This window comes from Streptomyces sp. RP5T, assembly GCF_003933965.1.
Classification (GTDB): domain Bacteria; phylum Actinomycetota; class Actinomycetes; order Streptomycetales; family Streptomycetaceae; genus Streptomyces.
In genome coordinates, this window is record NZ_RSAJ01000295.1 from 1 (window position 1) to 10,221 (window position 10,221).

At 73.2% G+C, this 10,221-nt stretch carries 10 protein-coding genes; 5 read left to right on the plus strand and 5 right to left on the minus strand.

Features of this window, described 5'->3' with window-relative positions:
* Positions 1–17 precede the first annotated feature (17 nt).
* A complete protein-coding gene (locus EHS43_RS26670) occupies positions 18–1,058 on the plus strand; it encodes an ABC transporter ATP-binding protein (protein ID WP_125193294.1) in 1,041 nt (346 codons plus the stop codon).
* A 392-nt stretch (positions 1,059–1,450) separates the two neighbouring features.
* Here EHS43_RS26670 and EHS43_RS26680 read toward each other — a convergent pair whose 3' ends face one another.
* The gene (locus EHS43_RS26680; protein WP_125193296.1) at positions 1,451–1,879 is read right to left on the minus strand and encodes a DUF6299 family protein; all 429 of its coding nucleotides are present in this window, start codon (positions 1,877–1,879) and stop codon (positions 1,451–1,453) included.
* Positions 1,880–2,122: 243 nt separating this feature from the next.
* On the opposite strand from EHS43_RS26680, the gene EHS43_RS26685 reads away from it, so the two are divergent.
* Positions 2,123–2,317: a DUF5999 family protein gene (locus EHS43_RS26685; RefSeq protein WP_125193297.1), complete on the plus strand. Its 195-nt coding sequence runs from the start codon at positions 2,123–2,125 to the stop codon at positions 2,315–2,317.
* 53 nt (positions 2,318–2,370) lie between these two features.
* On the opposite strand, the gene EHS43_RS26690 is transcribed toward EHS43_RS26685, so the two are convergent.
* Together EHS43_RS26690 and EHS43_RS26695 are read right to left on the minus strand one after the other, a co-directional pair.
* Positions 2,371–2,769 carry a RidA family protein gene (locus EHS43_RS26690; RefSeq protein WP_125193298.1) on the minus strand — a complete coding sequence of 133 codons (399 nt, stop codon included), beginning with the start codon at positions 2,767–2,769 and terminating at the stop codon, positions 2,371–2,373.
* Positions 2,766–3,893 (minus strand): acyl-CoA dehydrogenase family protein, encoded by a 1,128-nt coding sequence (locus tag EHS43_RS26695; protein WP_125193299.1) that lies wholly within the window; start codon positions 3,891–3,893, stop codon positions 2,766–2,768. Before EHS43_RS26695 ends, EHS43_RS26690 begins: the two co-directional genes overlap by 4 nt.
* A gap of 147 nt (positions 3,894–4,040) precedes the next feature.
* Between EHS43_RS26695 and EHS43_RS26700 the strand changes: the two genes are divergently transcribed.
* The 3 genes from EHS43_RS26700 to cysC all read left to right on the plus strand — a co-directional run bounded on the left by EHS43_RS26700 (position 4,041) and on the right by cysC (position 7,126).
* On the plus strand, positions 4,041–5,633 hold the full coding sequence (locus EHS43_RS26700; RefSeq protein WP_125193304.1) for an AMP-binding protein: 1,593 nt from the start codon (positions 4,041–4,043) through the stop codon (positions 5,631–5,633).
* A gap of 15 nt (positions 5,634–5,648) precedes the next feature.
* The gene (locus tag EHS43_RS26705) at positions 5,649–6,461 is read left to right on the plus strand and encodes a PaaX family transcriptional regulator C-terminal domain-containing protein (RefSeq protein ID WP_125193300.1); all 813 of its coding nucleotides are present in this window, start codon (positions 5,649–5,651) and stop codon (positions 6,459–6,461) included.
* 113 nt (positions 6,462–6,574) lie between these two features.
* A complete protein-coding gene (cysC, locus tag EHS43_RS26710; RefSeq protein ID WP_125193301.1) occupies positions 6,575–7,126 on the plus strand; it encodes an adenylyl-sulfate kinase in 552 nt (183 codons plus the stop codon).
* 36 nt (positions 7,127–7,162) lie between these two features.
* Here cysC and EHS43_RS26715 read toward each other — a convergent pair whose 3' ends face one another.
* Positions 7,163–9,433, minus strand: a complete 2,271-nt coding sequence (locus EHS43_RS26715) for a bifunctional salicylyl-CoA 5-hydroxylase/oxidoreductase (RefSeq protein WP_312023441.1) — start codon at positions 9,431–9,433, stop codon at positions 7,163–7,165.
* Entirely contained in the window at positions 9,430–10,209 is a 780-nt protein-coding gene (locus EHS43_RS26720) for an enoyl-CoA hydratase family protein (RefSeq protein ID WP_260470729.1), read from the minus strand. Before EHS43_RS26720 ends, EHS43_RS26715 begins: the two co-directional genes overlap by 4 nt.
* Between the last annotated feature and the right edge of the window lie 12 nt (positions 10,210–10,221).

The following is a 10,221-nucleotide window of genomic DNA, read 5'->3' on the forward strand; positions in this document are numbered from 1 at the left end:
GTGGGACGCGGGTCGCCTTGGACGGTCTCGACGCCCGCCTGGTCGTGGACCGCGGCGCGTTCCGCCTCGACGTGTCCCTGAGCGTCGCCCCCGGCGAGGTCGTCGCCCTGCTGGGCCCGAACGGCGCCGGAAAGTCCACCGCCCTGCGCGCCCTCGCCGGTCTCACCCCGCTCACCGACGGTCATCTGCGGCTGGACGGCGCCGCGTTGGAGCGTACGCCTCCGGAGCACCGCCCGGTCGGTGTCGTCTTCCAGGACTATCTGCTCTTCCCGCACCTCACCGCCCTCGACAACGTCGCCTTCGGGCCCCGCTGCCAGGGCGCGACCAGGGCTCAGGCGCGGGCACGGGCCGCCGAGTGGCTGGGCCGTATGGGGCTCGCGGCCCACGCGGGCTCCAAGCCGCGCAGGTTGTCCGGCGGCCAGGCCCAACGCGTCGCCCTCGCCCGCGCGTTGGCCACCCGCCCCCGGCTGCTCCTGCTCGACGAGCCGCTGGCCGCGCTCGACGCCCGCACCCGCCTGGAGGTCCGTGCCCAACTCCGCCGCCACCTGGCCGAGTTCGAGGCCGTGGCCGTACTCGTCACGCACGACCCGCTGGACGCGATGGTCCTCGCCGACCGTCTCGTGGTCGTCGAGCACGGCGAGGTCGTCCAGGAGGGCGTCCCGTCCCACATCGCCCGCCATCCGCGCACCGACTACATCGCCCAGCTCGTCGGCCTGAACCTCTACCGCGGCGAGGCCGAGGGCCACACGGTCCGGCTCGATGCCGGGCCCGCGCTCACGAGCACGGAAGACCTGAGGGGTCCCGTCTTCGTCGCGTTCCCGCCGAGCGCCGTGACCCTCTACCGCGAACCCCCGGCCGGCACGAGCGCCCGCAACCTGTGGCGGTGCGAGGTGGCCGGCCTGGAGTCCCACGGCGACCAGATCCGCGCCGACCTGACGGGTGAGCTGCCCCTCGCGGCGGACCTCACGACGGTGGCCGCGGCCGAGCTGGACCTGCATCCGGGCGCGGAGGTCTGGGCGGCGGTCAAGGCGGCGCAGACGCACGCGTACCCGGTCTGAGGGCGGGCCGGCCCAGGGCGTCGAGCTCACCCGAACGGCGGACTGAACAGGCTGCCGCCCTCTCCCGTTCCTAGCCTGAACGGGTGGAGACCACGATGCTGACGATCCTCGACCACGCCCCCGAAGCGGCGGACGTGCGGTGAGCGCCGCCCACACCCCGCCCGCACTGCGGTGCGCGAGCCGGCACTCCGGTCCGCGGGACGGGGAGGAGTGCGGGGCCCGCGCCCGCTTCGAGATCGCCTGTCACGCCCGGCCGCCGCTGGTCGTGTGCCCTCAACACCTGGGCCCCGCACTGCTGTTGGCTGAGGCTGTGCGATGGCCCCCGGAGATCGCACTCGTGCGGTGACCGCCAGTTCGCGGGCGGCGGCCACCGGCACGGACGCGGGCCGCGCTCAGCCCTGTGTCAGCGTGATGTCCCGCTGTCCGACCGCGTGGAAGCGGGGCAGCGGCAGGCCGCCCTGGAGGCTGAGTTCCATGAGGGTGGCCTCGACGTGGGCCGCACCCGGTTCCAGCGTCTCCGAGGTGGGCTTGCCCGTGTTCGTCCAGCGGTGCTCGACGCCGTCGCACACCGCGCGGGTCCCCCCGATGCCGTGCCGGACCGACGAGGAGCGCCCGGTGACGGAGGAGCTCACGAACACCGGGCCAGTACCGCCGGTACAGCGGTAGGTGCCGGACAGGGTCACGGTGCCGTCCCCGGCGACGCGGCCGACCGGGTCGACGGTGACCGTCTCGTAGGAGTCGGCGCTCGCGGGCGGCGCGGGGGCGGTCAACAGGAGCAGCGCGGCGCCGGCAAGGGCGACGAGAGCGGGGCGAACAGGCATGACGGGTACCTCCCGGATGAGTGGAGCGAGGGCCTCCACTGCTACCGGGAAGACACCCGGACAGCCGTGATCGTCACTCCTTCGGTGGCGAGTCCGCACCGAGCGTCGTGGAACCGTCCGAGAGTTGTCCGCGTGTTGTCACGCTTCATGTCGGGCCGTTCCGATGAGTTGGCGACAGGAGCATGGTCTGTCCATACGGATACGGACCCCATAGGGACGGTCCGCCCAATGTGGAGGTGCGCCATGTGTTCTCACCGGTCCTCGTGCGCTTCGTCCGACAGCGCCGGCCCGCACATCGTCGCCGGCCACCCCGAGCAGGGCTGGAACCTGCTGTGCAACGGCGCGATCGTCTTCGACGACACCGGCGAGCTGCTGCCCGACGGCCGCGTCGTCGCACCGCGCCGGGTACCGGCCGACCGGCTGGCCGTCGCCGCCTGATCACCTCCGCGCGCCGCGGCACTCCCCGGGCCGCTCCCGGGCGGGCCGGGACGCTAGGGCAGCACCGCGAAGCCGTCGAGTTCCACCGCAGCCTGGTCGTCCCACAGCCGGACGACCTCGACCACGGCCATCGCGGGATAGTCGCGGCCCGCCAACTCCCGCCAGATACACCCCAGTTCACGGGCATGGGCTCGGTACGCGGCGATGTCGGTGGCGTAGACGGTGACCCGCGCGAGGTCGGACGGGGTACCGCCGGCGGCAGCGAGCGCGGTGAGGAGATTGGTGAGCGCCTTCTCGAACTGCTCCGGCAGGGAGTCGCCCACCACCTTGCCGTCGGCGTCCAGGGCCGTCTGCCCCGCCAGGAAGACCACACGTGAGCCGGTGGCGACCACCGCGTGCGAGAAGCCGGTGGGCGGGGACAGTTCGGGCGGGTTGATGCGCTCGGCGCTCACGACACCTCCAGATCGGCGTACAACTCCTTGGCGATGATGCCCCGCTGGACCTCGCTCGCGCCTTCGTAGATGCGCGGGGCGCGCACCTCCCGGTACAGGTGCTCCAGCAGATGGCCGCGTTGCAGGGCGCGCGCGCCGTGCAGCTGGACCGCGGTGTCGACGACGTACTGGGCGGTCTCGGTGGCGAGCAGCTTCGCCATCGCCGCCCGCTTGGGCACGTCCGGGGCGCCTTCGTCGTACGCCGTCGCGGCCGCGTACACCATGAGGCGGGCCGCGTCCGTGCGCAGGGCCATCTCGGCGACCGTGTGGGCCACGCTCTGCAGGTCGCGCAGCTTGCCGCCGAACGCGTCCCGCCGGGAGGTGTGGGCGAGGGTCGCGTCCAGTGCCGCCTGGGCCATGCCGAGCGCGAAGGCGCCGACGCTGGGCCGGAAGAGGTTCAGGGTTCCCATGGCGACCCGGAAGCCGCGGTCGACCTCGCCGAGGACGTCGTCGGCGCCCACCGGCACGGCGTCGAGGGCGAGGGCGCCGATGGGGTGCGGGGAGAGCATGTCGAGGGCGGTGCCGGTGAGGCCGGGGCGGTCGGCGGGCACGAGGAACGCGGTCACCCCGCGGGCCCCGGCGCCGGGGGTGGTCCGGGCGAACACGGTGTAGAAGTCGGCCTCGGGCGCGTTGGAGATCCAGCACTTCTCCCCGGTGAGCCGCCAGCGGGAGGGGCCGTCGGGCTCGGCGGACAGTGACAGGGCCGCCGCGTCCGACCCGGCCCCCGGCTCGCTCAGCGCGAACGCGGCCACCGCGCTGCCCTCGCCGACCGCCGGCAGCCAGCGGTCCCGCTGGGCCGGGGTGCCGTGGGCGTGGACGGGGTGGGCGCCGAGCCCCTGGAGGGCGAGGGCGGTCTCCGCCTCCGTACAGGCGTGGGCGAGGGACTCCCGCATCAGGCAGAGATCGAGGGCACCGGAGGTGAACAGCCGCTCCAGCAGGCCCAGTCGGCCGAGTTCGGCGACCAGCGGCCGGTTCACCCGACCGGGCTCGCCCTTCTCCGCGAGCGGGCGCAGCCGTTCGGCGGCGAGGGTGCGCAGCTCCGCGCAGCGGGCGGTCTGTGACGGTTCGAGCGAGAATGCGGGCATCGCCGGTCCCTTCTCGTCGCCAGGGCCCTACGACAGTATCGCGTGCCGTTGACTGTCGTCACCAACACGATACGCTCCTTGTGCGAGCCCACCATCGACGCCCACCAGGCGGCCCACACGGCCCAGAAGGCAAGGGGGCGACCCGCCATGAACGCCTCGGCCCACGTCGACACCTTCGCGCGCGACCACCTCCCGCCCCCCGGCCAGTGGCCGGAGCTCCGCTTCGACCTGCCGGAGTTGCGGTACCCCGATCGGCTGAACTGCGCCGCCGAGCTGCTGACGGGCCCGCCCGACGACCGCCCGGTCTTCCACACCCCGGGCGGGCCCCCATGGACGTACGGCACACTGCGCGCCCGCGTCGACCGGCTCGCTCATCTCCTCACCGGTGACCTCGGGGTCGTGCCCGGCAACCGGGTGCTGCTGCGCGGCCCGACCACGCCCTGGCTGGCGGCCTGCTGGCTGGCGGTGCTGAAGGCGGGCGCCGTCGCCGTGACGGTGCTGGCCCAGCAGCGCCCGCACGAGCTGGCCACGATGTGCGAGATCGCCCGCATCGAGCACGCCCTGTGCGACATACGCGCCGTGGACGATCTCGCCAAGGCGGAGATACCGGGACTCAGGATCACGACGTACGGCGGTGACGCCCCCGACGACCTCCTGAACCGCGAGGCGCCCGGGACGCCGTACTCCGCCGTGCCGACCGCGGCCGACGACGTCGCGCTGATCGCCTTCACCTCCGGGACCACCGGGCGCCCCAAGGGCTGTATGCACTTCCACCGGGATGTGCTCGCGATAGCGGACACCTTCTCGAAGCATGTGCTGCGACCCCATGTGGACGACGTGTTCACCGGCAGTCCCCCGCTCGGTTTCACCTTCGGTCTCGGCGGCCTGGTGATCTTCCCGATGCGCGCGGGCGCCAGTTCCCTCCTCCTCGAACAGGCCCACCCCCGGCAGTTGCTGCCGGCCGTCGCCGAGCATCGCGTCTCGGTCCTGTTCACCGCCCCCACCGCCTACCGCGCGATGCTGGACGAGCTCGACGCGTACGACGTCTCGTCGCTGCGCCGCTGTGTCTCCGCCGGGGAGAACCTGCCCGCGGCCACCTGGCGGGCCTGGCGGGAGCGGACCGGGCTGGGGATCGTCAACGGCATCGGCGCCACCGAGCTGCTGCACATCTTCATCTCCGCGGCCGACGAGCAGATCCGGCCCGGGACGACCGGGGTGCCGGTACCCGGGTGGCAGGCGCGCGTGGTCGACGAGAGGGGGCACGAGCGGCCCGACGGCGAGCCCGGGCTGCTCGCCGTGCGCGGCCCCGTCGGCTGCCGCTACCTCGCCGACCCCCGCCAGCGCGACTACGTGCGGGACGGCTGGAACATCACCGGCGACACATACATCCGCGAGAGCGACGGGTACTTCCGCTATGTGGCCCGCGCGGACGACATGATCATCTCGGCCGGGTACAACATCGCCGGACCGGAGGTCGAGGACGCCCTGCTGCGCCACCCGGACGTGGTGGAGGCGGCGGTGGTGGGCAGGCCCGACGAGGCGCGCGGCCAGATCGTCGTCGCCTTCGCCGTCCTCAAGGAGGGCGCCGAGCGTGACGCGGAGGCACTGCGCGCCTTCGTCAAGGGCGAGCTGGCGCCGTACAAGTGCCCGCGGGAGATCGTCTTCCTGGACGCGCTGCCGCGCACGGCGACCGGCAAACTCCAGCGGTTCAGGCTGCGCACCGATGGTGACCAGCAGTGATCCACACGACCTAAGATGATCAACGTGTCCGACCAGCATGCACCACGGTCTCTCATCGTCACGCTCTACGGAGCCTACGGCCGCTTCGTGCCGGGCCCCGTGCCCGTCGCCGAGCTGATCCGGCTGCTGGCCGCGGTCGGCGTGGACGCCCCCTCCGTGCGGTCCTCGGTGTCCCGCCTCAAGCGGCGCGGCCTGCTGCTCCCGGCCCGCACGGACCAGGGCGCCGCCGGCTACGCACTGTCGCCGGACGCCCGCCAGCTCCTCGACGACGGCGACCGGCGCATCTACGCGGCGACCCCGCCCGAGGACGAGGGCTGGGTGCTCGCGGTGTTCTCGGTGCCCGAGTCGGAGCGGCAGAAGCGGCACGTGCTGCGCTCACGCCTGTCCGGACTCGGTTTCGGCACGGCGGCCCCCGGGGTGTGGATCGCCCCGGCGCGGCTGTACGAGGAGGCCCGGCACACGCTCCAGCGGCTGCGGCTGGAGCCGTACGTGGACTTCTTCCGCGGCGAGCACCTCGGCTTCGCGGCCACCGTCGAGGCGGTCGCCCGCTGGTGGGACCTGGCCGCGATCGCCAAGGCGCACGAGGCGTTCCTCGACCGCCACGCGCGCGTACTGCGCGAGTGGGAGGACCGGGCCGACACACCGCCCGAGGAGGCGTACCGCGACTACCTGCTGGCCCTGGACTCCTGGCGCCATCTCCCCTACGCCGATCCCGGCCTGCCCGCCCGGCTGCTCCCGGAGGACTGGCCGGGCGAGCGGGCGGCGGCCGTCTTCCGGGGGCTGCACGAGCGGCTGCGGGACGCGGGGGCCGCGTTCGCCGGTCTGTGACACCGGACACATCTCGCGCCCCTCAGACAACCCTCAGGATCCTTTGCGCCTCTTCTCAAGTTTCTCGCCTAGCGTCCCCCGGGTCGTCGCGAGAGAGAAGAGGACCGTTGCGCATGACCACCACGGCACGGGCCCGGGGAGCCACCGTCTGGCTGACGGGACTGCCGAGCGCGGGCAAGACGACCGTCGCCCGTCTGCTGTGCGACCGGCTGAGGGCGGAGGGACGTCGCGTGGAGGTCCTGGACGGCGACGAGATACGCCGCTTCCTCACCGCCGGTCTCGGCTTCTCCCGCGCGGACCGCAACACCAACGTCCAGCGCATCGGCCTGGTCTCCGAGGTCCTCGCGCGCAACGGCGTCCTGTCCGTCGTCCCGGTGATCGCCCCGTACGCCGACGGCCGCGAGGCGGTGCGCGAGCGGCACAGGGCGAGCGGAACGCCGTACGTCGAGGTGCATGTGGCGACGCCGGTCGAGGTGTGTGCGGAACGGGACGTGAAGGGGCTCTACGCCCGGCAGGCCGCGGGCCGGCTCACCGGGCTGACCGGGGTGGACGACCCGTACGAGCCGCCGAGGGACCCGGCGCTGGTCCTCAGGACGCAGGACCAGACGCCCCGGGAGTCGGCCGACCGCGTGTACGCGGTGCTGGCGGAACAGGGCCTGGTGTGAGGGCTCCGGTCGCTCCCCCGTGCCGGGCGGGCGCCCTCACGTCCCGAGTGTGAGACGGGGCTTGGGGGCGTCCGTGCGTCCGGTCTGCGGCCGCCGGCTGCCCGCGCGGTACGGGTCGGGCCAGACGACGCCAGGACCGTCGTACCCCTGCTCGGCGGCCGCGTGCAGGGTCCAGTGGGGGTCGTAGAGGTGCGGTCGGGCCAGTGCGCACAGGTCCGTACGCCCGGCCAGGATCAGTGAGTTGACGTCGTCCCAGGAGGAGATGGCGCCGACCGCGATCACCGGGACGCCGGTCTCATGACGGATCCGGTCGGCGTACGGCGTCTGGTACGAGCGCCCGTACTCCGGTTGCTCCTCGGCCACGACCTGTCCGGTCGACACGTCGATCGCGTCGGCCCCGTGCGCGGCGAAGGCGCGGGCGATCCCGACGGCGTCCTCGGCCGTGTTGCCGCCCTCGGCCCAGTCGGTGGCGGAGACGCGGACGGTCATGGGCCGTTCCTGCGGCCATACCTCCCTGACCGCGGCGAAGACTTCGAGCGGGAAGCGCAGACGCCTGGCGAGCGAGCCGCCGTAGGCGTCCGTACGCCGGTTGGTGAGCGGGGAGAGGAAACCGGAGAGCAGATAGCCGTGGGCGCAGTGCAGTTCCAGCAGGTCGAAGCCGGCGCGGGCGGCCCGCCAGGCGGCCTGCGTGAACTGGAGCCGGATGTCGGTCAGTTGGGCGCGGCTGAGTTCGCGGGGGGTCTGGCTGGAGGGCTTGTAGGGGAGCGGGGACGGCGCTACGACCGGCCAGTTGCCCTCGGGCAGCGGCTCGTCGATGCCCTCCCACATGAGCCTGGTCGAGCCCTTGCGGCCGCTGTGGCCGAGCTGCACGCCGATCGCCGTGCCCGGTGACCGCTCGTGCACGAAGTTCGTGATCCGCTTCCAGGCCTCGGTCTGCCTGCCGTTCCAGAGGCCGGTGCAGCCGGGCGTGATCCGGCCCTCGGGCGAGACGCACACCATCTCGGTCATCACCAGCCCGGCGCCACCGAGGGCCCGGGCGCCCAGGTGGACCAGGTGGAAGTCACCGGGGACGCCGTCGGTGGCGGAGTACATGTCCATCGGCGACACCACGACCCGGTTGCGCAGGGTCAGCCCCCGCATCCGGAACGGGGTGAACATCGGGGGCGTGCCCGGCGGGCAGCCGAACTCGCGCTCCACCGAGTCGGTGAAGCGGGCGTCCCGCAGGCGGAGGTTGTCGTGGGTGACCCGGCGGCTGCGGGTGAGCAGGTTGAAGGCGAACTGGCGGGGCGGCTGGTCGAGGTGGAGTCCGAGGTTCTCGAACCACTCCAGGCTGGCGCGGGCGGCGCGCTGGGTGGAGGCGACGACGGGTTTGCGCTCCGCCTCGTAGGCCGCCAACGCCCTTTCCAGCGAGGGGTGTTCCTCAAGGCAGGCGGCGAGGGCGAGGGCGTCCTCCACGGCGAGCTTGGTGCCGGAGCCGATGGAGAAGTGGGCGGTGTGGGCCGCGTCGCCGAGCAGCACGGTGCTGCCGTGCGACCAGCGTTCGTTGACCACGGTGCGGAAGGTGGTCCAGGCGGAGTTGTTGGAGCGCAGGGGGCGGCCGCGCAGGGCGTCCGCGAAGATCTTGGCGCAGCTCTCCGTCGACTCCCGCGCGGGCACCTCGTCGAAGCCGGCGGCCCGCCAGACCTCCTCGCGCATCTCGATGATCACGGTGGAGGCGTCGGGGGCGTAGGGGTAGCCGTGGAGTTGCATCACGCCGTGTTCGGTCTCGGCGATCTCGAACCGGAAGGCCTCGAAGGGGAAGTCGGCGGCCAGCCAGATGTAGCGGCAGTGGTGCGGGGTCACATGGGGTCGGAACACATGGGCGTGGGTCCCGCGTGTGGTGCTGTTGACTCCGTCGGCGGCGATGACGAGGTCGTGCGTCTCTGCGAGACCGACCGGGGCCTCGGTACGGAAGCGGAGGTCGACGCCGAGGGCGCGGCAGCGGTCGTGCAGGATCTCCAGGAGTCTTCTGCGCCCGAGGGCGGCGAAGCCGTGGCCCCCGGAGGTGTGGCGTACGCCCCGGTGCACGATGTCGATGTCGTCCCAGCGGACGAAGTCGGACTGCATCGCCGCGAAGACGACCGGGTCCGCGTGCTCGATGCCGCCGAGGGTCTCGTCGGAGAGGACCACGCCGAAGCCGAAGGTGTCGTCGGGGGCGTTGCGTTCCCAGACGGTGATCTCACGGGCCGGGTCGAGACGCTTCAGCAGGGCCGCCGCGTGGAGTCCGCCCGGCCCGCCGCCGATGACGGCCACCCGGAGGGGGTTCACCGTCCGCTCCACTTCGGCGGCCTCTTCTCGGTGAAGGCGGCGTGGAACTCCCGGTAGTCCTCGCCGTTCATCAGCAGGGCCTGGGTCGAGGCGTCCAGTTCCACCGAGGCCGCCAGCGGCATGTCCAGCTCCGCCGTCAGCAGCGCCTTCGTCTGGGCGTGGGCGAGGGCGGGCCCCTCGGCCAGGCGCCGGGCCAGGGCCTGTGCGGCCTCGTCCGCGCCGCCCTCGCCGGTCAGTTCGCTGATCAGGCCGATGCGCTCGGCCTCGGCGGCGCGGACCGGTTCGCCGAGCATGAGGAGGCGGGTGGCGTGGCCGAGGCCGACCACGCGGGGCAGCAGATAGGCCGCGCCCATGTCGCCGCCGGACAGGCCGACCCGGGTGAACAGGAAGGCGAAGCGGGCCGAGGGGTCGGCCACCCGGAAGTCGGCCGCCAGGGCGAGGACCGCGCCCGCGCCCGCCGCCACCCCGTGCACGGCCGCGATCACCGGGAACGGACACTCCCGTACGGCCCTCACCACCTGGCCGGTCATCCGGTTGAAGTCGAGGAGCTGGGCGGTGTCCATGGCGAGGGTGGCGCCGATGATCTCGTCGACGTCGCCGCCGGAGCAGAAGCCGCGGCCCTCGCCGGCCAGGACCAGGGCCCGCACGGACCGCTCGCGGGACAGTTCGGCGAGCAGGTCGCGCAGGTCGGCGTAGGCACCGAAGGTGAGGGCGTTGAGCCTGTCGGGGCGGGCGAGGGTGACCGTGGCGACGCCGTCGGTGCGGTCGACGCGCAGGTGGTGCCAGTC

What these genes read in the sequence shown, in the direction of transcription:
- EHS43_RS26680 (WP_125193296.1), bottom strand. Translation starts at nt 1,879, where the DNA reads ATGCCTGTTCGCCCCGCTCTCGTCGCCCTTGCCGGCGCCGCGCTGCTC.
- EHS43_RS26685 (WP_125193297.1), top strand. Translation starts at nt 2,123, where the DNA reads ATGTGTTCTCACCGGTCCTCGTGCGCTTCGTCCGACAGCGCCGGCCCG.
- EHS43_RS26695 (WP_125193299.1), bottom strand. Translation starts at nt 3,893, where the DNA reads ATGCCCGCATTCTCGCTCGAACCGTCACAGACCGCCCGCTGCGCGGAG.
- EHS43_RS26700 (WP_125193304.1), top strand. Translation starts at nt 4,041, where the DNA reads ATGAACGCCTCGGCCCACGTCGACACCTTCGCGCGCGACCACCTCCCG.
- EHS43_RS26705 (WP_125193300.1), top strand. Translation starts at nt 5,649, where the DNA reads ATGATCAACGTGTCCGACCAGCATGCACCACGGTCTCTCATCGTCACG.
- cysC (WP_125193301.1), top strand. Translation starts at nt 6,575, where the DNA reads ATGACCACCACGGCACGGGCCCGGGGAGCCACCGTCTGGCTGACGGGA.